This window comes from Ancylobacter sp. 3268 (genome assembly GCF_031456575.1).
Lineage (GTDB): Bacteria > Pseudomonadota > Alphaproteobacteria > Rhizobiales > Xanthobacteraceae > Ancylobacter.
The window spans coordinates 167,592-189,391 of the sequence record NZ_JAVDUX010000012.1; the positions used below are offsets into that span (position 1 = coordinate 167,592).

At 67.9% G+C, this 21,800-nt stretch carries 16 protein-coding genes and 1 tRNA gene; 9 read left to right on the forward strand and 8 right to left on the reverse strand.

The annotated features are described in order from the left end of the window. Nucleotides 1-24: 24 nt before the first annotated feature. The 5 genes from J2X65_RS17945 to J2X65_RS17965 all read right to left on the reverse strand — a co-directional run bounded on the left by J2X65_RS17945 (nucleotide 25) and on the right by J2X65_RS17965 (nucleotide 4,453). Nucleotides 25-777, reverse strand: a complete 753-nt coding sequence (locus J2X65_RS17945; RefSeq protein WP_310203579.1) for an SDR family oxidoreductase — start codon at nucleotides 775-777, stop codon at nucleotides 25-27. 238 nt (nucleotides 778-1,015) lie between these two features. Then, entirely contained in the window at nucleotides 1,016-2,296 is a 1,281-nt protein-coding gene (locus J2X65_RS17950; protein ID WP_310203582.1) for a beta-ketoacyl-ACP synthase, read from the reverse strand. 147 nt (nucleotides 2,297-2,443) lie between these two features. Further along, nucleotides 2,444-3,625, reverse strand: coding sequence for a beta-ketoacyl-ACP synthase (locus tag J2X65_RS17955; protein ID WP_310203585.1), 1,182 nt, complete (start codon nucleotides 3,623-3,625; stop codon nucleotides 2,444-2,446). Beyond that, nucleotides 3,618-4,133, reverse strand: a complete 516-nt coding sequence (locus J2X65_RS17960; RefSeq protein WP_310203588.1) for a 3-hydroxyacyl-ACP dehydratase FabZ family protein — start codon at nucleotides 4,131-4,133, stop codon at nucleotides 3,618-3,620. Before J2X65_RS17960 ends, J2X65_RS17955 begins: the two co-directional genes overlap by 8 nt. A 38-nt stretch (nucleotides 4,134-4,171) precedes the next feature. Beyond that, nucleotides 4,172-4,453 (reverse strand): acyl carrier protein, encoded by a 282-nt coding sequence (locus J2X65_RS17965; protein ID WP_213360002.1) that lies wholly within the window; start codon nucleotides 4,451-4,453, stop codon nucleotides 4,172-4,174. A 414-nt stretch (nucleotides 4,454-4,867) separates the two neighbouring features. Here J2X65_RS17965 and J2X65_RS17970 point away from each other — a divergent pair, with 414 nt between their 5' ends. Both J2X65_RS17970 and pbpC read left to right on the forward strand, forming a co-directional pair. Beyond that, nucleotides 4,868-10,222, forward strand: coding sequence for an alpha-2-macroglobulin (locus tag J2X65_RS17970; RefSeq protein ID WP_310203591.1), 5,355 nt, complete (start codon nucleotides 4,868-4,870; stop codon nucleotides 10,220-10,222). Further along, a complete protein-coding gene (gene pbpC, locus J2X65_RS17975) occupies nucleotides 10,219-12,300 on the forward strand; it encodes a penicillin-binding protein 1C (RefSeq protein ID WP_310203594.1) in 2,082 nt (693 codons plus the stop codon). Before J2X65_RS17970 ends, pbpC begins: the two co-directional genes overlap by 4 nt. Before the next feature lie 5 nt (nucleotides 12,301-12,305). Here the strand turns inward: pbpC and J2X65_RS17980 are convergent, their stop codons facing one another. Beyond that, nucleotides 12,306-12,512: a DUF1127 domain-containing protein gene (locus J2X65_RS17980; RefSeq protein ID WP_310203597.1), complete on the reverse strand. Its 207-nt coding sequence runs from the start codon at nucleotides 12,510-12,512 to the stop codon at nucleotides 12,306-12,308. 481 nt (nucleotides 12,513-12,993) lie between these two features. Between J2X65_RS17980 and J2X65_RS17985 the strand changes: the two genes are divergently transcribed. Next, nucleotides 12,994-13,067: transfer RNA gene (locus tag J2X65_RS17985), tRNA-Gln, on the forward strand. Between the two features lie 188 nt (nucleotides 13,068-13,255). On the opposite strand, the gene J2X65_RS17990 is transcribed toward J2X65_RS17985, so the two are convergent. Beyond that, on the reverse strand, nucleotides 13,256-13,639 hold the full coding sequence (locus J2X65_RS17990; RefSeq protein WP_310203600.1) for an ester cyclase: 384 nt from the start codon (nucleotides 13,637-13,639) through the stop codon (nucleotides 13,256-13,258). Nucleotides 13,640-14,045: 406 nt separating this feature from the next. Here J2X65_RS17990 and J2X65_RS17995 point away from each other — a divergent pair, with 406 nt between their 5' ends. From J2X65_RS17995 to J2X65_RS18005, 3 genes are all read left to right on the forward strand, one after another. Beyond that, nucleotides 14,046-14,438, forward strand: a complete 393-nt coding sequence (locus tag J2X65_RS17995; RefSeq protein ID WP_310203603.1) for a RidA family protein — start codon at nucleotides 14,046-14,048, stop codon at nucleotides 14,436-14,438. A 464-nt stretch (nucleotides 14,439-14,902) separates the two neighbouring features. Next, a complete protein-coding gene (locus J2X65_RS18000; protein WP_310203606.1) occupies nucleotides 14,903-16,027 on the forward strand; it encodes a Ppx/GppA phosphatase family protein in 1,125 nt (374 codons plus the stop codon). Beyond that, nucleotides 16,024-16,740, forward strand: a complete 717-nt coding sequence (locus J2X65_RS18005) for an RlmE family RNA methyltransferase (protein ID WP_310203609.1) — start codon at nucleotides 16,024-16,026, stop codon at nucleotides 16,738-16,740. The genes J2X65_RS18000 and J2X65_RS18005 overlap by 4 nt, the downstream gene beginning before the upstream one ends. Before the next feature lie 11 nt (nucleotides 16,741-16,751). Here J2X65_RS18005 and J2X65_RS18010 read toward each other — a convergent pair whose 3' ends face one another. Then, nucleotides 16,752-18,188 (reverse strand): MFS transporter, encoded by a 1,437-nt coding sequence (locus tag J2X65_RS18010; RefSeq protein ID WP_310203612.1) that lies wholly within the window; start codon nucleotides 18,186-18,188, stop codon nucleotides 16,752-16,754. Nucleotides 18,189-18,493: 305 nt separating this feature from the next. Here J2X65_RS18010 and guaB point away from each other — a divergent pair, with 305 nt between their 5' ends. From guaB to J2X65_RS18025, 3 genes are read left to right on the forward strand one after another with little or no spacing between them, the layout of a single operon-like run. Continuing rightward, on the forward strand, nucleotides 18,494-19,984 hold the full coding sequence (gene guaB, locus J2X65_RS18015) for an IMP dehydrogenase (RefSeq protein WP_310203614.1): 1,491 nt from the start codon (nucleotides 18,494-18,496) through the stop codon (nucleotides 19,982-19,984). A gap of 58 nt (nucleotides 19,985-20,042) precedes the next feature. Then, the gene (locus tag J2X65_RS18020) at nucleotides 20,043-20,480 is read left to right on the forward strand and encodes an MAPEG family protein (protein ID WP_310203617.1); all 438 of its coding nucleotides are present in this window, start codon (nucleotides 20,043-20,045) and stop codon (nucleotides 20,478-20,480) included. 16 nt (nucleotides 20,481-20,496) lie between these two features. Continuing rightward, nucleotides 20,497-21,798: an RsmB/NOP family class I SAM-dependent RNA methyltransferase gene (locus J2X65_RS18025; RefSeq protein WP_310203619.1), complete on the forward strand. Its 1,302-nt coding sequence runs from the start codon at nucleotides 20,497-20,499 to the stop codon at nucleotides 21,796-21,798. Nucleotides 21,799-21,800: the final 2 nt, after the last annotated feature.

Consider the following 21,800-nt stretch of genomic DNA (forward strand, 5'->3'; position numbering starts at 1 on the left):
CCATCCTTCAGAAGATCGTAAAATTCAGCGCTGGATGGCTAGAGCAGCCGTGAGGCCGCCGTCAACCGGCAGCGTCGCGCCGGTGACATAGCCCGCGCCGGGCGAGAGCAGGAAGGCCACCACCGACGCGACGTCCTCCGGCTTGGCGAAACGCCCGGCCGGGATCTGCTTCTCGACATTGGCGCGGTAGGCGGCGTAGGGCGCCAGCATATCGGTATCGACGAAGCCGGGGGCGACGACGTTCACCGTCACCCCGCGCCGCGCGCCCTCGATGGCGAGCGTACGGCAATAGCCGCCCAGCGCCGCCTTCGAGCCGGCATAGATGGCGTTGCCGGCATTGGCGACGTCGGCGGCGATCGAGCCGATGGCGACGATGCGCCCGGCCCGCGCCCGCGACATCGGGCGGATCAGCGCGCCGGCCAGCTTCACGAACGACCAGTAATTGACCTGCATCAGCCGCTCGGCCTTGTCCTGGTCGACCATGGCGGCGAGCGTGTCGTAGCTCATGCCGGCATTGTGGACGAAGCCGAACAGCGGCTCCTCCGCCACCTGCGCGGCGAAGGCGTCGACCGCGCCACGGTCGGCGAGGTCGAGCGGGCGTGCCTCCAGCACCGCATCCGGCTTCTCGGCCTTGATCGCGGCGATCAGCGCCTCGGCCTCGGCGATGGCGGTGCGGATGGTGAAGGCCACCTCGAAGCCGCCGAGCGCCAGCGCCCGCACGATGGCGGCGCCGACGCCGCGCCCGCCGCCGGTGACGAGGATGCGGGGAGCCGTCATGTCGCGCTTCCTTCACCTCTCCCCGCATCGAATGCGGCTGTTGCCGCATTCGATGCGCCAGGCGAGCGAAGTCGGAAACATTCGACTTCGCGGGAGAGGTCGGCGCGCAGCGCCGGGTGAGGGGGGAGGGCCGCCAACAGGATATGACGTGCTCGAAACCCCTCACCCCGACCCTCTCCCCCACGGGGAGAGGGAGCAGGCGGTGCGAGAACAATCATCGGCGCTAGGAGGACACCCGTCACGCCGGCTCGCCCGTAAGGATCAGGCACACATTCTGCCCGCCGAAGCCGAAGGAGTTCGACATGATCCGGTTCACTCGCGCGTCGCGGGCGACGTTCGGCACCACATCGAGCGGGATGGCCGGGTCCGGCGTTTCGTAATTGATGGTCGGCGGGATACGGCCGTTCTGGATGGTCAGCAGCGACACCACCGCCTCGATGGCGCCGGCGGCGGTCAGCGTATGGCCGATCATCGACTTGTTGGACGACAGTGGAATAGTGCCGATCCGCTCGCCGAACACCGCGCTCATGCCGGTGAACTCCATGCGGTCGTTCTCCGGCGTCGAGGTGCCGTGGGCGTTGATGTAGTCGATCTCGTCCGGGCTCACCACGGCGTCGGCCAGCGCCGCGCGCATGCAGCCGATCACCGGCTTGGCGTCCGGCGACGAGCGGGTACGGTGGAAGCTGTCGGCCATCTCGCCGACGCCCTCGACCACGCCGAGGATCTTCGCGCCGCGCGCCACCGCGTGTTCCAGGCTCTCCAGCACCAGCGCGCCAGCGCCCTCGGCGATGATGAAGCCGTCGCGGTTCTTGGAGAACGGACGCGACGCCGCTTCCGGCACCTCGTTATTGGTCGACAGCGCCGAGAGCAGCGAGAAGCGGATCAGCGCCTCCGCCGTCACCGAGCCGTCGGTGGCGATGGACAGCGCCGCGTCGCAATCGCCACGGCGGATCGCCTCGACGCCGAGCTGGATCGAGGTGTTGCCGGAGGCGCAGGCGGTGGAGAGCGAGATCGGCTGGCCGCGGGTGCCGAAGCGGTCGGCGAGGTGGTCGGCTATCGAGCCGTAGAGGAAGCGCTCGTGCCAGGCGCCGTGCTCGTGGGTCTCGGCGGCGCGCAGCAGGTCGTCATAGGTCACCGGGCCGTTGGCCGAGGCTTCCTGGGCGAGGATGCGGCGCTGCGGCCATTCGATCTCGATCGGCGGCACGGCGCAGAACAGCGGGCCGGGGAAGTTGCCCTTGGAGCCGATGCCCGACTGGGCGATGGCTTCGTCCGCCGCCAGCTGCGCCAGCTGCTCGGAAAGATCCGGCGCGGTGCGTCCGCTCTCGGAGAGGAAGTCCACCGTGCCGGCGATGGTGGTGCGCATCGAATCGAGCGGGAACCGCGTGATGCGATGGATGCCGGACTTGCCGGCGGTCAGCTTGGCCCAGTTGTCCTCTTTGCCCTGGCCGAGCGACGTCACCAGGCCCATGCCGGTGACGACAACGATCGGCCGACCGGCCTTGTCGGTATAGGACGCCATGATGTGCTCCTCGGGAGCTTGCGCTCCACGTGCGGTTTTAGCCCTTATCGATCAGCTGGTTGCATCCGGTCGATAAGAAAACGCTTTAGAGTTGGTCGGCGAGGTCCGTTCGGATCGCAGAGGTTCCTCTCCTCTGCGGAACGGGCTCTAGTCGACTTGCTCCACGAGCGCCACGCCTTCCCCGCGCCAATGCCCCACTCCGGTGACGATGACACGCTTCAGCGGTGCATCGAAAGGCTTTTCCAGTGCCTCGCCGGCAAGCGGCGGGAACAGCCGGCCCTGCAAGACGGCAAGCGCCGCGATCGCCAGCGCCACCGGCATCTGCGCTTCCAGCCCGTGGCCGACCCGGTCGGTCACCGAGCGCACCGGCAGGCCGGCGCGTCCCAGCACCAGGGCCTCGGCCTTGGTCGGCTCCGGCGCGCCCGAGGCGGCGGAAAGAATGGCGGTACCCTCGGCGGTGTCGCCGCGGGCGGTGGCGATCATCGTCGCCAGCGTCGCCTCGACGGCGCCGTCCTCGCCGCGCCGCGCCCGCTCGGACCAGACGCCGGAAAGCTTGGCGATCGGCTTGGCGCCGCGCGCCGTGGCGTGCTCGGGCGATTCCAGCACCAGGAAGGCGCCGGCCGAGCCGGTGGGCACGCCATTGGCGCTCGCGAGCACCGGCGACCACGGGGCGTTCTTGGCGAGCTGCTTCAGCGCGAACAGCAGCAGCATGTCGCGCCGCTCGGCATTATAGGCGCCGCCGACCAGGGCGATCTCGCTGGTGCCGGCGGCGATGCGCGAGAAGCCGATGCGCACCGCATCGGTGCCCGAGCTTTCCTCGCCCATGAAGGTGCGGGAGGAGCCGGTGACGCCATGCACGATGGAGATGTTGCCGGCCAGCAGGTTGGACAGCTGGGCGAGGAACAGCGTCGGGCGCAGGTTGGACTGCAACTGCTCGTTCAGGAAAACGTCGGGCTTCGGCTGCTTCTCGATCTCGGTGAGGATGGCGCCGTCGACCGACTGGTCGCGCTCGCCGCCGCCGGCCGCCACCACCATGTCGGTGTTGCCGAGAATGTCCTTGTTGCCCTTGATGCCGGCGGAATCGAGCGCCAGCCCGGCGGCATAGGTGCCGATGCGCTGCCAGGCCTCCATCTGCCGCTGGTCGCCCTTCTTGGGGATCTGCGTATCGAAATTGATCTTGGGAAGAGGGTGGACGACATAGGGCGCGAAGCCCGTCTCGTCGACCACCGGCTTGCCCTCGTTCAGCGCCGCCCAGTGGGCCTCCAGCCCTTCACCGAGCGACGAGACGAGCCCGATGCCGGTGATCCAGACGTCACGACGCTTAGACATGCGTAAGGTTTCCTGCGCTCGCCGGGGCGGACGAGCCGAGTTCGGCCGGAGCGTCCATCGGCATGCCGATGCGCTCGGCGGTTTCGAGGAGATAGCCGCGCAGCTCGGGCGCCGGGAACGGCATGGTCTTGAGCGTCACCTCGGCATTGCACACGAGCTTGCCCTCGACCCGGCCCTCGGCCTTCAGCCGGGCGAAGCCCGAGCCGTCATGCACCATCTCGGCGAACACCTCGATGACCTGGCCGGGGGTGACGAAGGTGCGGAGCTTGCCCTTGTCGACCGAGGCGAGGAACGCCATGCGGTCGTAATTGTGCAGCCGCAGCAGCAGCATGCCGCAGCTCTGCGCCATGATCTCGAACAGCAGCACGCCCGGTAGCAGCGGATGGCCCGGAAAGTGCCCTTCGAAGATCGGGCTCTTGTCCGGCACGGTATTGGCGGTGCGAAGGGTGCGGGCCTCGAGATCGAGAGCCAGCACCTTGTCGACCATCTGGAAATATTCGAGCCGCATATCCTGCCTGCGCCTGCTCGTATGCCGTGCCAGTCCGCTCAGGCGGACTTGGCGGCGATCAGCTCGTCGATGCGGGCGCACAGGTTCTTGAGCACGAAATACTGCTCGGTGGTCGCCTTGCCCTCGTTGACTTCCTGGGTCCAGCTTTCCAGCGGCAGCTTGATGCCGAACGCCTTGTCGATGGCGAAGGCGATGTCGAGGAAGTCCAGGCTGTCGATGCCGAGATCGTCGATGGCGTGGCTTTCCGGCGTGATGTTCTCGCGCGGGATGTCGCACGTTTCGGCGATGATGTTGGCGACGGTCTCGAACGTGGACGACATGGAATGCCTCTGGTCTCTGTGGCCGCGTCCGGCCACGATGTGAATCGGAATGCGCCCGTCGGGCGCTCGTCCCGTCAGGCCTCCCGCGTGGGTGACGGCCCGTATACCTAAGCGCGCCCGGCTATTCAATGGCGCCGGCGCAGCAATCTCCGGTCCCCACAGCGCGGTGTCGCCTCCGTGTCATGCGCGCCGCCGTGCCGCGCCGCCGTACCGCCCCACCGCGTCGACGTTGCATCGACGTCGTATCGTCATGGCGGCAGGACCGATTCCGGCCTATCCTGCCGTCACTTCACGCGACCGTCGCCACGACCGCGGAGAGTGGCCGGCAGATGGGTTGCCGGGCGCCGAACGCGGCGAGACGTTGACCATACGTAGGAAGCGTCCCCAAGGAAGCGTTCCCCCGGGAGAGTTGAGATGTCCGCTGCCGTTCGTCCCGCAACCCTGGTGCGGGCCCTCGCCGCGCCGCTCGTCCTTGCCTTCCTTGCCGGCGCCGCCCTCGCGCAGGGTGCCCCGCCCAAGCCGCCGGCGGCGCTTCCCAAGCCTTCGGCAACCGCGCCCGCGAAACCCGCCGCCAGCCCGCCGGCCACCGCCCAGCCCGCCGCCGAGCCGGCGCTGCCGAAAACCTATAGCCGCCCCGATCTCGTCGAATCCGCCCGCCGCCTCCAGGCGCTGGTCGACCGCAACCGGACGCCGCTGGAAAAGCCGGCCGCCCAGCTGCGCCGCGACGCCGATGCCGCCCTCCAGGCCGGCGATGCCCGCGCCGCCGCCGATCTCTATGCCCGACTGGTCCGCCTCGCGCCGGATGATTCCGGCCTGTGGATGCGGCTTTCGCGGGCGCTGGCGAAGATCAAGCCGAACAATGACGAGAGTGCCGACACCTTCCTCGATCGGGCGACGGCCGCCGCCTTCCTCGCCTATCGCCGGGCGACCACCCGCAACCAGCAGGCCGACGCCCTCTACGCCATCGGCCATCTCTATGCCGAGCGCTCGCTCTGGCGCGCCGCCCTCGACACGCTGAACCTCGCCCTCGCCGTGCGCGACGTGCCGGCCGAGCGCAGCTATTACGACGGCCTGCGCGCCGAGCAGGGCTTCCGCATGCTCGATTACACCGTCGATTCGGATGCAGCCAATCCGCGCGCCTGCGTGCAGTTCTCCGAGGATCTCGCCAAGGGGCCGGTCGATTTCGCCGCCTTCGTCGGGCTTTCCGGCCCCGGCGGCGCGGTCGACAAGCCGGCGGTGTCCGTGGATGGCCAGCAGCTCTGCGTCGAGGGGCTGCGCCATGGCGAGGCCTATGATCTCACCCTGCGCGCCGGCCTGCCCTCGGTGATCGCGGCGGAAAAGCTGCAGAAGGCCGCCGACCTCACCATTTACGTCCGCGACCGCAAGCCGGGCGTGCGCTTCACCGGCCGTGCCTATGTGCTGCCGCGCACCGGCCCGCGCGCGATTCCCGTCGTCACGGTGAACACCTCCCGCGTCGCGGTGGAGGTGCTGCGCATCGGCGACCGCTCGCTGATTCCCACCGCGCTCGACGGCGATTTCCGCCGCGATCTCGGCTCCTATGATCTTTCGCAGCTGAAGGACGGGCAGGCCGAACTGGTGTTCTCCGGCGAATTGGAGACCGCCTCGCCGTTGAACGAGGACACCACCACCGCCTTCCCGGTCGATGAGGCGGTGGGCGCCCTCAAGCCGGGCGTCTATGTGCTTGCCGCCCGCCCGGGTGGCGACGCCGCCAATCCGGATGACGACTATGCCACCCGCTCGGCGCAGTGGTTCGTCGTCTCCGATCTCGGCATGACCGCGCTGTCCGGCGCGGACGGCCTGCATGTGCTGGTGCGCGCGCTCGGCTCGGCCCGCCCGGTGGCAAATGCCGAGATCCGCCTGCTCGCCAGGTCCAACGAAGTGCTGGCCACCGCCCGTACCGACGCCAACGGCGCGGCGCTGTTCGATGCCGCCATCACCCGCGGCACCGAGGGCTTCGCCCCGGCGGTCGTCGTCGCGCGGGGAGAGGGTGACGACTACGCCTTCCTGTCGCTGGAAGACCAGGCCTTCGACCTGACGGATCGCGGCGTCGGCGGCCGTGCCGCTCCCGGCCGCATGGATGCCTTCGTCACCGCCGAGCGCGGCGTCTATCGCTCCGGCGAGACCGTCCACCTCACCGCGCTGCTGCGCAATCCGCAGGTGGCGGCGGTGGCCGGCGTGCCGCTGACGCTGGTGCTGAAGCGCCCGGACGGGGTCGAGGATCGTCGCGCCCTTGCCGACGACCAGGGCGCCGGCGGACGTGCGAGCGCCTTCGAGCTGATGGCCGGCGCCATGACCGGCACCTGGCGTGTCGACGCCTATGTCGATCCGCGCGGCGCGCCGGTCGGCTCGACCACCTTCCTGGTGGAGGATTACGTCCCCGAGCGGCTCGCTCTCGAACTCTCGACCACCGCGAAGCAGATCGCCCCTGGCGCCCCGGTCACCGTCGATGTGCAGGGCCGCTGGCTGTTCGGCCCGCCGGCCGTTGGGCTCGCCGTCTCCGGCGAGATCGAGCTGAAGGTCGCCAGGGAGCGTGCCGGCTGGCCCGGCTGGCGCTTCGGCCGCGCCGATGACGGCTTCACCGCGGTGCGCGAGCCGCTGCCGGAAGCCCGGGTCACCGATGCCGCCGGCAAGGCGAGCCTCGCGGCCGTCCTGCCCGCCGCGCCGGCCACCGGCCAGCCGCTGGAGGCCGATATCTTCGTCGAGCTGGACGAGGGCGGCGGCCGCGCCATCCGCCGCTCGCTCACCCTGCCGGTGGCGTCCGCCGCATCCGGCCTCGGCGTCAAGCCGCTCTGGAGCGGCTCCGGCCCGGCCGAAGGCACCAGTGCCGCGGTGGAGGTCGCCTTCGTCGATGCGGCCGGCCGCCAGCAGCCGGCGGCCGGCGTCGCCTGGACGCTCTACCGCATCGAGAACCGCTACCAATGGTACCGCGTCGGCAATGGCTGGGACTTCGAGCCGGTGCAGGCGACCCGTAAGGTCGCCGACGGCACGCTGGATCTCGCCGCCGACAAGCCGGCCCGGCTGGAGGTGCCGGTCGAATGGGGCCGCTACCGGCTGGAGGTCACCTCCGGCGCCGGGGCTACCCGTCTCTCCACCGCCGTCGGCTTCGAGGCCGGCTGGGGCGGCGGCGCCACCGCCGATGCGCCGGACCGGCTCGATCTCACTCTCGGCAAGGCGCAATATGCTGAGGGCGACACGCTCGACGTCCACATGGCCAGCCGCTATGCCGGCTCGGCCACCGTGCTGATCGTCGGCGACGGCGTGCTGGCGTCGAAGACGCTCGAGGTGCCGGCCGGCGATTCGACCGTGACCTTCGACGTCGCGGCGAACTGGGCGCCCGGCGCCTATGCGCTCGCCTTCCTGCACCGTCCGCTCGATATTGCCGCCGGCCGCAATCCCGGCCGCGCGATCGGCCTCGCCTGGTTCGGCGTCGACCGCGCCAAGCGGGTGCTGGAAGTGGCATTGGCCGCGCCCGAGCGTATCCGCCCGGAAACCACGCTGTCGGTGCCGGTCGAAGTGAGGGGTGCCGGCGCCGGCGAAGCCTATGTCACGCTCGCCCTCGTCGATGTCGGCATCCTCAACCTGACGGGCTTCAAGACGCCGGACCCGGATGGCTTCTATCTCGGCCAGCGCCAGCTCGGCACCCAGGTGCGCGACTTCTACGGCCAGCTGATCGACGGCATGCTGGGCGCGCGCGGCCGGCTGCGCTCCGGCGGCGATTCGATGGGCGAGGGCTTGCAGGCCGATCCGCCGACCCAGCCGCCGCTCGCTCTGTTCTCCGGCCCGGTGAAGCTGGACGGGCAGGGCAGGGCGACCATCGATTTCGCCGTCCCCGCCTTCGACGGCACCGGCAAGCTGATGGCGGTGGCGTGGTCCGCCGAGGCGGTCGGCCATGGCGAAAGGGACGTCGTCATCCGCGATCCGGTGGTGGCGACGACGACGCTGCCGCGCTTCCTCGGCGCCGGCGACCGCTCGACGCTCAATCTCGCGCTCGACAATGTCGACGGCCCGGCCGGCGACTATGCGCTGGCGCTGGCGACCGACGGCCCGGTGACGCTCGGCGCCGCCCCGGCCACGGTGACACTGGCGCAAGGCGCCCGCCAGAGCCTGCAGGTGCCGCTGGAAGGCGCCGGCATCGGCCCGGCGAAGATCTCCGTCCGCCTCGGCGGCCCGGACGGGCTGAGCGTGGTGCGCGATTATGTGCTGGAGGTGCGCCCCGCCTACCCGTCGATCAGCCGCCGCAGCGTGACCGCGCTGGCCCCCGGTGCCTCGCTCACGCTGAGCGGCGATCTCGTCGCCGATCTCGTGCCCGGTACCGGCCGGGTGGCGGTCTCGGCCGGCGGCGATCCCGCCTTCGACGTGCCGGCGCTGATGGTGGCGCTCGACCGCTATCCCTTCGCCTGCTCGGAGCAGCTGACCAGCCGCGCCATGCCGCTGCTTTATGCCGCCGAGCTGGCGAAAGGCCTCGATCTGAAGAACGATCCCGGCAAGACCATTCGCGACGCCATCGCCCGGCTGGTCGCCCGGCAGGGGCCGGACGGCTCCTTTGGCCTGTGGCAGGCCGGCGGCAATGATCTGTTTCTCGACGCCTATGTGAGCGACTTCCTCACCCGCGCCCGCGAGCGCGGCTTCACGGTGCCCGAAGTGCCGTTCCGGCTGGCGCTCGACCGGCTGCGCAATGCGTTGTCCTATGCCGGCGACGGCGCCACCGATGACGGCACCGCCTATGCCATCTATGTGCTGGCCCGCAACGGCCGCGCGCCGCTGGGCGACCTGCGCTACGTCGCCGATGCCAAGATGGCGGACGTGTCCTCGCCCTTCGCGCGCGGCAACATCGCCGCCGCCCTCGGCCTGCTCGGCGACAAGGGGCGGGCGGAGAAGGCCTTCGCCGCCGCGCTGGAACTGCTGCCCGAGCAGCCGGAGGCAGACCTGCTCGGCCGCGCCGATTTCGGCTCGCAGCTGCGCGACGCCGCCGGGGTGGCGACGCTCGCCGCCGAGGGCGGTTTTCCCGGCACAGCACGCACCGCCCGCAGCCGTGCCGCAACTATCGGTAACGACGTGACGGCGACCTCGACGCAGGAGGATGCCTGGCTGCTGCTGGCCGCCCGTGCCGCTCGCGAGGGCAGGGGCGTGACCCTCGATATTGACGGTTCGGCGCATTCCGGCCTGTTCGAGCAGATTTTCGAGCCCGCCGGCCTCACTGCACACCCCACCATACTGATCAATCGCGGTTCGGCGCCGGTCGATGTCGCCGTCTCCATCGACGGCCCGCCATCCAGCCCCGAGCCCGCCGCGGCCAGCGGCTTCGCGCTCAAGCGATCCTATTTCGACCTCGCCGGCAACCCGGCAGATCCATCCAAGGTCCAGCAAAATCAACGGCTTGTCGTGGTGTTGGAGGCGCAGGAGGACGAGTATGCCCCCTCGCAGGTGCTGCTCGTCGACTGGCTTCCGGCCGGCTTCGAGATCGACAATCCCGCTTTGGCGGTCGGCTCGGATGCCGGCGCGCTCTCCTGGCTGGGAGAAACCACGGAGGCCGCCCATGCCGAGTTCCGCGACACCCATTTCATGGCGGCGTTCGACCGCACCCAAGCCTCTGAAGAACCGGAACTTTTACGCGTCGCTTACATTGTGCGCGCCGTCTCGCCGGGCACATATGCCCACCCGCCGGCGCTGGTGGAGGACATGTACCGGCCCGGCCGTTTCGCCCGCACCGGGGCCGGCACCACGGTGGTGACGGAGCGCGGACGGTGAGCGAGAATCCACGCCCGCTCTGGCAGCTCTGCCTGGCTGGCGGCTTGCTGGCTGGCGTGATTTCTGTTGGCGGATCATATGCTTGGCTGGCCGGTGTGCGGGCGGCGGCGCCACCTTTTCCGGCCATCGCCACCTCCGTCGAAGTGCTGGACCGTGACGGCAGGCTGCTGCGTCCCTTCGCCCTGCCAGATGGCCGCTGGCGCCTCGCCGCCGACCCGTCTTTGGTGGATCGGCGCTATATCGACATGCTAATCGCTTATGAAGACAAGCGATTTTACGATCACGCCGGCGTCGATCCCTGGGCGTTGCTCCGGGCGGCGTGGCAGTTCGTCACCCATGGCCGCGTCGTCTCGGGCGGCTCGACCCTGACCATGCAGGTGGCGCGCCTGCTGGAACCGCGACCGGAGCGCACTCTGAGGGCAAAGCTCGCGGAAATGCGCCGTGCGATCGAGCTGGAAGCGCGATTCAGCAAGGCCGAAATCTTGAAACTTTACATGACGTTGGCGCCGTTCGGCGGCAATCTGGAAGGCGTGCGGGCCGCCAGTCTCTCTTATTTCGGTAAGGAACCGCGCCGCCTGTCGCTCGCCGAAGCCGCGCTGCTGGTCGCGCTGCCGCAGGCCCCGGAGGCTCGGCGTCCCGACCGGCAGGCTGCCGCCGCCGGCTCCGGTCGCCGCCGCGTCATCGAGCGCATTGAGAAAGCTGGACTATTCGGTGGTCCGGAAGCGCGTTTCGCCCTTGCCGCCGATCTTCCCGAGCGGCGTCGCGAATTGCCGAGCCTAGCCTTCCACGCCGCTGAGACGGCCCGCCGCGAACGTCCCGCCAGCCCGGTCCATCGGCTCGCCATTGATGCGGCCGCCCAAGAGCGGCTGGAGACGCTCGCCGCCGAACGCGCCGCGACCCTGGAGCCGGGTGTGTCGCTGGCCATGGCCGTCATCGACAATGCGTCCGGCGAGGTTCTCGCGCGGGTCAGCGGCAGCGATCGGCAAGACCGCGCGCGGGCGGGCGCCGTCGACCTGACGCGCGCCCTGCGCTCGCCCGGATCGACGCTTAAGCCCTTGATTTATGGCATGGCTTTCGAAGACGGCCTTGTTCATCCCGAAACGCTTATCGAGGACCGGCCGATGCGTTTCGGCGCTTACCGCCCGCGCAATTTCGATCTTGACTATCAAGGCGTCGTCTCGGTGAAGCGGGCGCTGCAAATGTCGCTCAACATGCCGGCGGTGGCGCTGCTGCAGGCGGTGGGGCCGCAGCGTCTCGCCAGCCGGTTGAACGCCGCAGGCATCGAGTTGCGGCTGCCTCCGGGAGAGGTGCCGGGGTTGGCGGTCGGTCTCGGAGGCGCGGGGGTGACCCTCGAAGGCCTCGCCGCCCTTTATGCCGCCATCGGTAATGGTGGAGTGGCGCATTCCCCCCGTCGGCGATTGGACGACAGGGTGATGCAGCAGGATATTCAAGGTAGAAGAATTTTGACGCCGGTCGCCAGTTGGTATTTGACGCAGTCACTTTCCGGCGCGCCGCCGCCGCGCAATGTGCGGGGCGGGCTGATCGCCTTCAAGACCGGTACGTCTTTCGGCTATCGCGATGCGTGGTCGGTTGGCCTGGATGGGCGCCGCACGGTAGCGGTGTGGATCGGCCGGCCGGACGGCCAGCCGGTGCCAGGCATGATCGGACGGGAGAAGGCGGCGCCATTACTGTTCGAGGCGTTTGCGCGGCTGTCATCGCGCCCGGCGCCCTTGCCGACGCCTCCGCGTGACGCGCTGGTGGTACGGAATGGCGAACTGCCACCGCCACTTCGTCGTTTCCGAGACGGAGACGCCCCCGTCGGAACGGCAACGGGTCCGCATATCGCCTTCCCGCCACCGGGAGCGACGCTCGATATCGAACCGTCGAATTCGGTCGCCCTGAAGGCGCGGGGCGGGGAGGGGCTTCATGTATTGATTGATGGCATGCCTGCGGGCACAACCGATGCCGCCGGCGTCTTCCTGTGGCAGCCCGCCCGCGAAGGCTTCATCCGCTTGACGGTTATGGACGCTGCCGGCTTATCCGACAGCGTATCCATTCGCCTGCGTATGGGCCGCTAAATCGCTCAGCGGCCGGTGACAGCCGCGCGGGCGATGTCCTGACGGGTCAGGCCGCGACGCGCGAGAGCCACGTCGGACAGGCGCGACAGGGCTTCGTAACGCTGCGCGATACGACGGCCTTCGCCGACGGCTTCGAAAAACGCGGCGACCGACTCGACAACGCGCGAGAAGAAGTCCGGAGAAGAATGACGGGAAAGCGACACGGTGCTCATGGGAGCCTCCTGTTAAAGGCATTCTGTATGCCAGCGAATATAGAGGCTTTGGTGCGGTGCAGAAGGCGATATGCTGCATGACAGCACTGAGCGGAGCGCATGCCGCTGCGTTATTCGAACGGGCTGTAAACCACGTCAGTCGCGTGGAATGCACGCGGATCGTCGCTTAGAGGTAAATTAAAACCGCAAAACCCTCGAGTCATGCGTCATTCGCGCCTGTCGCATGATGATTTGTCATGCGTCTGGCGCGGCCTTCTCGCGTGGGTTGGTCGGGGGCTAGCACAAGGCGCCAACATCGTTCGTCCGGCTGAGGAGGGTGTGTGCGTCACTGTCTGTGGGACAATTGCCGACTTTGTTCGAGAGGGGGTAGACCGGCGCAGCGGGAAGCGCTATATGCCCCTCCGTTCGCCGGACGGCTCGCACGGCCGACTGCCGATCTTGAAGAGCGGCGCTGGAAAAGTGTTTGTCTTCAACAGCTTGGTGGGGGATAGTTTAACGGTAGAACTGCGGACTCTGACTCCGTTAGTCCAGGTTCGAATCCTGGTCCCCCAGCCAACCGATTAATCAAGCAGATTCAAGATTTTGATTGAAACGCGGCGCTCCGAACTGGCGCTTTCGTGTCGCGTCATGTTGCGCGCTGGTGACTAAGCCTGTTCAAGGAGCCAGAGGTACAGCGAAGTTGCCGTTCCCGCTGGCATGAATGCGCAGGGGCAGGTCATCCCCAACCGGGCGCCCTTGGCTCGTCAAAACATCCCGTTCGGATTGGCGGACGTTTCGGGCACAATTTGCAGCACGTCCCAGTGCTCGACAATCTTACTGCTCTCGTCCAGTCGGAAGATATCGATGGCCGCGTAGCCGTGATCGCCCGGCCAACGCTGGAGACAGTGCAGGACCACCAGATCGCCCTCGGCAATCGCCCGTTTCACCTCGACGTGCTTGCCCGGCCACTCGCGTGCCATGCGCTCGAAATACGCGATGAAGCCGTCCTTGCCGGTTGCCACATGCGGATTGTGCTGGATGTACTCCTCGCCCACATAGCGCTCGATTGCCTCCCGCGGCCGACAACCGTTGAACATCTGCTCGTAGAAGGCGATCACATTCGCCTTGTTCTGCGCGGTGTCGCTCACTGTCTTCTCCCGCTGCGAGGAAGGGCGCGCCAGGGCGCGATCTCCGTATAGTGACGCCGGAAGGCCATCAGATGTCATGGACTACCTCGCCCCGCACATCACGGGGCGTGGATGCGTGCACTTTGTGCTGTACTGAAACTCACGTTTCGCCGAACGTGCCCGGCCCCGCCCTTTTATCGCGCCCAGAATTTGCCGGCGAGCGCCAATCCGCAAGCCTATCGCCAGAACGTGCTTACATTGCTTGCGGGTCACAACCGCCGGATATGGGATCGATCACCTGGTAGGATATGGACGTGCTTGGGCGGAGGGTTCTTGATCGCAGGACCTTGCACCATTTGATCCAGCGCGGTGTGGTGCCACCTTGGCCCTGGCGCTGCGATGGCCCGCACCGAACAGGAGAAGCCACATGGCCCAGCGTGACGCCGTTTTCCCCGCCGGTCGGCAGGACCTCTACACCTCACAGACCTATTCGGCAGCGATCAGATCAGATGACCTTCTGTTCGTATCCGGTCAGGTCGGCAGTCGCAGCGACGGCACTCCCGAGCCGGACTTTGAGGCTCAGGTCCGTCTGGCGTTCGCCAATCTCGAGGCAACCCTGCAGGCGGGTGGATGTGGGCTCGACGATGTGGTCGACGTGACGACCTTTCATACCGACCCCGAAAAGCAATTTGGTACGGTCATGAAGGTCAAGAGCGAAGTCTTCCCGCAAGCGCCTTATCCGAACTGGACCGCAATCGGCGTCAACTGGCTTGCGGGGTTCGACTTCGAGATCAAAGTCATCGCACGTATTCCAGGCTGAAGTCCAAATGGTTGGAATTCGGCGCAGCCGGATCAGACGCGTCAGCCGACAACCCTTCAGCCGGGCGCCGGCGGCTGGGTAGGGCATCAGCAACGTCAAGACCACGCTCTCGATCGCGGCTGGCGGCACTGGCGGCGGTGGCGCCAAGGAAATGGGGACACGCAAGGGGAGAGCCGTTTTCACCACGCTGCATGCTCAGCCATCTGGGGCCACATGGTTCCGGTTTGAGCGCACTGGCCGCTCGGTCCCGACACAGGATCCCTTTTTGTGCGCCCTCCACATCCCTGCGCCTTGTGGATATGGGCGACTGCGCATGGCTTTGCCGTGCCGGACGGGCGACGGCAACATTAAGCTCATTGCACAAGCCGGCGTCGATGCTACATTTCATGCAACTCATGAAACTCAGCCGTGCAGCCGCTTCGTGCCGGCGGCCGGCTTGTTCGGCTTCGGCCGGGGATAAAATAATGGTCGACGAGACCCACAAACCGGCAGATCTCCGGCCGGCCGGTTTGCCGTGCAGGGACGAGCCGCCGCAGTCGCGCCATCGGTCGCGCCATTGGCATGGGCGGCGCGGCGAGGGCGCCGTCTCCGACAGGCAGTCCAGCGATTCCTGTTACGCCGCGCTTGATCTCGGCACCAATAATTGCCGTCTGCTGGTCGCTCGCCCGACATCCGGCGGGTTCCGCGTCGTCGACGCCTTTTCTCGCATCGTGCGCTTGGGCGAGGGGCTGATCGGGTCCGGCCGGCTCGGCGAAAACGCAATGACCCGCGCGGTCGAGGCGTTAAGCGTCTGCGCCGCCAAGCTGTCGGCGCGACGGATCGCCGGCCAGCGCCTCATCGCCACGGAAGCCTGTCGCTCGGCTGCCAATGGCGATGCCTTCATCGCCCGCGTCGAGGCGGAAACCGGGCTCCAGCTGGAAATCGTCGATCGCGAGACCGAGGCTCGCCTCGCCGCCGCCGGATGTACGCCGCTGGTCGACCCATCTTCCGATGGAGCGTTGCTGTTCGATATTGGCGGCGGCTCGACCGAGGTGGTCTGGCTCGACCGGGTGGAGACCCGCGACGGAGGCCCGCCGGCGGCGATCATTCGCGCCTGGGTGTCGGTGCCGCTCGGCGTCGTCACCGTGGCGGAGCGGCATGGCGGCGTCCTTGTGACGCGCGACGGCTTCGAGGCGATGGTGAACGAGTTCCGCCCGCATCTCGACGGCTTCGTCAAGGCCGTCGGTCCGCATGATTGCGGCCGGCTGCATCTGCTCGGCACCTCCGGCACCGTCACCACCATCGCCGGTGTTCACCTCGACCTGCCGCGTTACGACCGGTCCCAGGTCGACGGCACCTGGCTTGACGCGCCACAGGTGGGTTGCGTGGTGGACCGGTTGCTGGCCATGCCGTTTTCCGAGCGCGTCGCCAATCCCTGCATCGGTGCCGAGCGGGCGGATCTCGTGCTTGCGGGCTGCGCGATTCTGGAAGCCGTGCGCAGGGCGTTTCCTTGCGATCGCCTTCGCGTTGCCGACCGTGGGCTGCGCGAGGGCATTCTGGTAGAGTTGATGCGTGCCGATCGCGTCTGGTGTAGCGGAGCCTATCGATGAACGAGCGGGTACCCGGAAAGGGGCCGGGGGCGACCCGTGGTGAGGCGAGGCCGCTGAAAGTGCGGTTGAAGAAGGCGCGTTCGCTGTCGACCTCGTCGCAGAAATGGCTGCAGCGGCAGCTGAACGATCCCTATGTCGCCCGCGCCAAGCGCGAGGGCTGGCGGTCGCGCGCGGCCTTCAAGCTGATCGAGATCGACGAGAAGATGAAGCTGCTTCGCCCCGGTCTCCGGGTGGTCGATCTCGGGGCCGCGCCGGGCGGCTGGAGCCAGGTGGCGGCACAGAAGGTGAAGGCCGAGGACGGCCACGGCAAGGTGGTGGCGATCGACCTTCTAGAGATCGACCCCATTGCGGGCGTCGGCTTCGCCCAGCTCGATTTTCTCAAGGATGACGCGCCCGAGAAGCTCAAGGAGATGCTCGGCGGTGAGGCCGATCTGGTCCTGTCCGACATGGCGGCGAACGCCACTGGGCACCGAGCGACCGATCATTTGCGGATCGTGGGCCTGGTCGAACTCGCCATCGATTTCGCGCGGCAGGTGCTGGCGCCGGGTGGCGCATTCGTTGCCAAGGTGTTCCAGGGCGGTACCGAGAATACGCTGCTCGCCGAGCTGAAGCGCGACTTCACGACGGTGAAACACGTCAAGCCGCAGGCGAGCCGGGCAGACTCCTCCGAACTCTATGTGGTGGCCACCGGCTTTCGCGGGCGCCAGGACTGACGCCACGAGTGTTACGCCGTGCTGCCCATCTCGACCGGAGCTTCGGTCGGCGCTGGCGGCTTGCTGCCGGGCTTGCGCGCGAGTTCGGCGCCGGCGTCGACCGGCAGGCGCAGGAAGAAGAACACTGAGCACACCGCGATGAGCGCCACCACGGTGAAGGCGACACTGAAATCTTCCAGCTGGATGGTGCCGTCGCCGCGCCAGCTCCGCATGCCGTCCAGCACCAGCGCTGCCACCGCCACCCCGGTCGAGATCGACACCTGCTGCGCCACGCTGGCAAAGCTGGTGGCCCGGCTCATCGCCTCGTTGGAGATGTCGGCATAGGATAGCGCGTTGGTGCTGGTGAACTGCAGCGAGCGGAAGAAGCCGCCGAACAGCAGCGCGCCGATCAGGATCAGATGCGGCATGTCCGGCCGGAAGAAGGCGGCGATGCCGATGAAGATGGAGGCGATGACGCAATTCACGATCAGCACCCGGCGGAAGCCGAAGGCGCGGATGATCGGCGCTGCGGTGAACTTCATCGTCATCGCGCCGGCCGCCGAGGCGAAAGTGATCAGTCCCGAAGCGAAGGGCGTCATCCCGAAGCCGAGTTGCAGCATCAGAGGCAGGAGGAAGGGCAGGGCGCCGATGCCGACGCGGAACAGCGAGGCACCGACGACACCGGCGAAAAAGGTCGGCACCTTCAATAGCGACAGGTCCAGGATCGGACGATCGGTGTGCCGCGCGTGCTGAACGTAGAAGAACATGGCGACGGCGCCGACCGCGATCACCGATAGCGCCATCCACGGCGCCACGGCGTGCTGCCCCAGCAGCGCGAAGCCGAAGACGAGGCCGGCGAGCCCGATGCCCGACAGCACCATGCCGCGCAGATCGAAAGGAGGAACGTCCTCCTCGCGGATGTCCGGAATGAACAGAGAGGCGAGGGCGACGCCGAGCAGGCCGATCGGGATGTTCAGGAAGAAGATCAGGCGCCAGTCGAAATAGGTGGTGATGAAGCCGCCAATAGGGGGCCCCAGCACAGGGCCGAGCAGGGCAGGCACGGTCAGCCAGGCCAATGCCGAGACGATCTCGCCCTTGGGTACGGTGCGCAGAATGACGAGGCGCCCCACCGGCACCATCATGGCCCCGCCCATGCCCTGGATGATGCGGTAGATCACGAAGTCGGTCAGCGAGGTGGCGAGGCCGCAGAGCAGAGAGCCGATGGTGAACACGACGATGGCGGCGCGGAACACCGTGCGCGAGCCGAAGCGATCGGCGAACCAGCCGCTTGCCGGGATGAAAACCGCGAGGCTGAGCAGATAGGAGGTGAGTGCCAGCTTCAGTGAGATCGGATCCTCGTGCAGGTCGATGGCGATGGCCGGCAGCGAGGTGGAAATCACCGTCGAATCAAGCTGTTCCATGAACAACGCGCAGGCGACGATGAGCGGGACGAGACGTTCGGGGCGCACAGGGCAGTATCCGTCTTGGTCGTCGGATCGAGTATCGGCAGGTCTCTATAGCCCCATGACCGACGCGTCGCGAGCGTGTCGCACCGTCACCTCACGTCTTCGTCGTTGCAATCCGCAAGGGGCAGGCCGACGCGGATCGGCAATGCGTTTGGCACAGAGCGACGACGCTAGGAATGGCGGCGGCCCCATGGTATGAGCCCTCGCCAACTCGGAGAGAGCGGGCGACGTGGTGCCCGTGTCGCTTTGACCATCCATCCATCGGGCATATGCGGGTCGCTCCGCCTGCCCCAAATCGGGAGTTGGCGATGCCGCACATCGATGGCCTCGCGCGGGAAGCGCTTACATTTGACGACGTTCTTCTGAAGCCCGGCCTGTCCGATGTGATGCCCGGTCAGGTTGATGTGAGCTCGCGGGTGACGCGCTCGATCCATCTCAACCTGCCGATCCTGTCCTCGGCGATGGATACCGTGACCGAATCGCGCATGGCCATCGCCATGGCGCAGGCCGGCGGTCTCGGCGTCATTCACCGCAACCTCGATCCCGAGGTGCAGGCCGAGCACGTGCGGCAGGTGAAGAAGTTCGAATCGGGCATGGTGGTGAACCCCGTCACCATCCACCCGGACCAGACGCTGGCCGACGCGCTGGCGCTGATGAAGCTGCACTCGATCTCCGGCATTCCGGTGGTCGAGCGCGGGCCAAACGGGCGCGGCGGCAAGCTGGTAGGCATTCTCACCAACCGCGACGTGCGCTTCGCCACCCATCCCGACCAGCCGGTCGCCGAACTGATGACCAGGGACCGTCTCATCACCGTCCATGACGGCGTCGAGCAGGCCGAGGCCAAGAAGCTGCTCCACCAGTACCGCATCGAGAAGCTGCTGGTGGTGGATGCCGACTATCGCTGCGTCGGCCTCATCACCGTCAAGGACATCGAGAAGGCGGTCGCCAACCCGAACGCCACCAAGGACGAGCAGGGCCGCCTGCGCGTCGCCGCCGCCACCACGGTGGGCGAGGACGGCTTCCGCCGCACCGAGCTGCTGGTCGATGCCGGCGTCGACCTCGTGGTGGTGGATACCGCCCACGGCCATTCGCGCAAGGTCCTCGACCAGGTGAGCCGCATCAAGCAGCTTTCCAACAAGGTGCAGATCCTCGCCGGCAATGTCGCGACGGGGGAGGGCGCACGCGCCCTCATCGATTCCGGCGCGGATGCGGTGAAGGTCGGCATCGGTCCGGGCTCGATCTGCACCACCCGCATCGTCGCTGGCGTAGGCGTGCCGCAGTTCACCGCCATTCTCGACGCGGTGGAGGAGGCGCAGAAGGCCGACACGCCGGTGATCGCCGATGGCGGCATCAAGTTCTCCGGCGATCTTGCCAAGGCACTCGCCGCCGGCGCCGAATGCGCGATGATCGGCTCGCTGCTCGCCGGCACCGACGAGAGCCCCGGCGAGGTCTATCTCTACCAGGGCCGCTCCTATAAGTCGTATCGCGGCATGGGCTCGGTCGGCGCCATGGCGCGCGGCTCGGCGGACCGTTACTTCCAGGCGGAAGTGAAGGATACGCTGAAGCTGGTGCCGGAAGGCATCGAAGGCCAGGTTCCCTACAAGGGGCCGGCTTCCGGCGTGCTGCACCAGCTCGCCGGCGGCCTGCGCGCCGCCATGGGTTATGTCGGCGGCGGCACTCTCGCCGAGTTCCGCGACAAGGCGCAGTTCGTGCGCATCTCCGGGGCCAGCTTGCGCGAAAGCCACGTCCACGACGTGACCATTACCCGCGAGAGCCCGAACTATCCCTCGCGGACCTGACGAAAGCGCCGCCGGACATCGTGAGATCCGGCGGCGTTCCTCACCTGCGGGGCCAGCCATGACCTATACCGCGATCCTGCTGCCGGTGTTCGCGCAGGTGCTGCTCACCTTCGCCGTGCTGCTGCGGCTCGGCCATGTGCGCGGGCAGGCGGTGAAGGCGGGGCTGGTCACCGACCGCGAAGGCGCGGTGCTGGGCGACGAGCGGGTGTGGCCGGCCACTGTCCGGCAGGCCTCCGCCTGCTTCCGCAACCAGTTCGAAGTGCCGGTGCTGTTCTACGTGGTGATGACGCTGCTGCTGGTCACCCGGAAAGCGGACTATCTCACCCTTGTCCTCGCCTGGGTGTTCGTGGTCAGCCGCTATGTCCATGCTGGCATACATCTCGGTCCCAACGTCGTTGGCGCCCGTTTCGGACTTTTCTCTGTGGGCGTGCTGGCGCTGATGGCCATGTGGGTGATCTTCGCCCTCGCCATCCTCTTCGCACCGGCCGTGCCGTGAGTTTCGGATTTCTGACATGACCCCTGCCGCGCGGCTCGCCGCTGCCATCGATATCGTCAACGCCATCGCCGCCGATCGGCGCCCGGCATCCGAGGTGCTGAAGGAGTGGGGCCGTGGCCACCGTTTCGCCGGCTCGGGCGACCGGGCGGCCATCGCCGCGCTGGTCTATGATGTCGAGCGGCGCAAGGCGTCCTCCGCCTTCCTGATGGGCGCGGAGGAAGGGCGGGCATTGGCGCTCGGGGCGCTCAAGCTCGCGCGCGGGCTGGATGTCGCGGCGATTGCCGCGCTTTGCGACGGTTCGCGCTTCGCGCCGGCGCCGTTGAGCGAGGATGAGCGGCAGCGGCTGGAGACCGGCAGCCTCGATGATGCACCCGCCCATGTCGTGGGCGACTATCCCGAGTGGCTCGACACCTCGCTCGCCGCGGTATTCGGCGAGGCCCGCGCCGCCGAAGGGCAGGCGCTGGCCGAGCGGGCACCGCTCGATCTGCGCGTCAACACGCTCAAGGCCGCACCGGAGAAGGCGGCCGAGGCGCTGGGGCATCTCAACCCCGCGACAACCGACTGGTCGCCGCTCGCCCTGCGCATCGGCTTCGAGGCGGCCGGCAAGGCGCATGCGCTCACCGCCGAGCCGGCCTTCATCAAGGGGCAGGTGGAGATCCAGGACGAGGGCTCGCAGATCGCCGCCATCCTCGCCGCCCCGCCGCGCGGCGGGCAGGTGCTGGATCTGTGCGCCGGTGGCGGCGGCAAGACGCTTGAACTCGCCGCGCTGATGGACAATGCGGGCCAGCTCTACGCCTATGACAGCGACATGCGCCGCCTCGCGCCGATCCATGAGCGCCTGCAGCGCGCCGGGGTGCGCAACGTGCAGGTCCGTACCCCGCGCGGCGCCGCCGACGTGCTCGCCGACCTCGAAGGCCGCATGGACCTGGTGCTGGTCGATGCGCCCTGCACCGGCACCGGCACCTGGCGCCGCAACCCCGACGCCAAATGGCGCATGCGCCCCGGCGCGCTCGCCGAGCGGCAGAAGGACCAGGTCGAGGTGCTCGATGCCGCCGTCCGCTTCGTCAAGCCCGGCGGGCGTATCGCCTATGTCACCTGCTCGCTGCTCGATGAGGAGAATGGCGGGCAGATACGCGCTTTCCTTGCCCGCCATCCCGATTTTCATGTCGTACCGGTCGAGCAGACCGTGCTGGCGCTCGGCGAGCGCGGGCTCCGCCTCAAGCAGGCGGCACTGGTGGGCACGGAAGGACTGTTGCTGACCCCGCGCCGCACCGGCACCGACGGCTTTTTCGTCAGCGTGCTTGCGCGTGCCGCCTGAGA

Coding starts and splice junctions, on each gene's coding strand:
- J2X65_RS17950 (WP_310203582.1), bottom strand. CDS start 2,296: ATGGCGTCCTATACCGACAAGGCCGGTCGGCCGATCGTTGTCGTCACC.
- J2X65_RS18020 (WP_310203617.1), top strand. CDS start 20,043: ATGACCTATACCGCGATCCTGCTGCCGGTGTTCGCGCAGGTGCTGCTC.
- J2X65_RS18005 (WP_310203609.1), top strand. CDS start 16,024: ATGAACGAGCGGGTACCCGGAAAGGGGCCGGGGGCGACCCGTGGTGAG.
- J2X65_RS17965 (WP_213360002.1), bottom strand. CDS start 4,453: ATGTCGTCCACGTTCGAGACCGTCGCCAACATCATCGCCGAAACGTGC.
- J2X65_RS17980 (WP_310203597.1), bottom strand. CDS start 12,512: ATGAGCACCGTGTCGCTTTCCCGTCATTCTTCTCCGGACTTCTTCTCG.
- J2X65_RS17945 (WP_310203579.1), bottom strand. CDS start 777: ATGACGGCTCCCCGCATCCTCGTCACCGGCGGCGGGCGCGGCGTCGGC.
- J2X65_RS18025 (WP_310203619.1), top strand. CDS start 20,497: ATGACCCCTGCCGCGCGGCTCGCCGCTGCCATCGATATCGTCAACGCC.
- J2X65_RS17970 (WP_310203591.1), top strand. CDS start 4,868: ATGTCCGCTGCCGTTCGTCCCGCAACCCTGGTGCGGGCCCTCGCCGCG.
- guaB (WP_310203614.1), top strand. CDS start 18,494: ATGCCGCACATCGATGGCCTCGCGCGGGAAGCGCTTACATTTGACGAC.
- J2X65_RS17960 (WP_310203588.1), bottom strand. CDS start 4,133: ATGCGGCTCGAATATTTCCAGATGGTCGACAAGGTGCTGGCTCTCGAT.
- J2X65_RS17995 (WP_310203603.1), top strand. CDS start 14,046: ATGGCCCAGCGTGACGCCGTTTTCCCCGCCGGTCGGCAGGACCTCTAC.
- J2X65_RS18000 (WP_310203606.1), top strand. CDS start 14,903: ATGGTCGACGAGACCCACAAACCGGCAGATCTCCGGCCGGCCGGTTTG.
- J2X65_RS17955 (WP_310203585.1), bottom strand. CDS start 3,625: ATGTCTAAGCGTCGTGACGTCTGGATCACCGGCATCGGGCTCGTCTCG.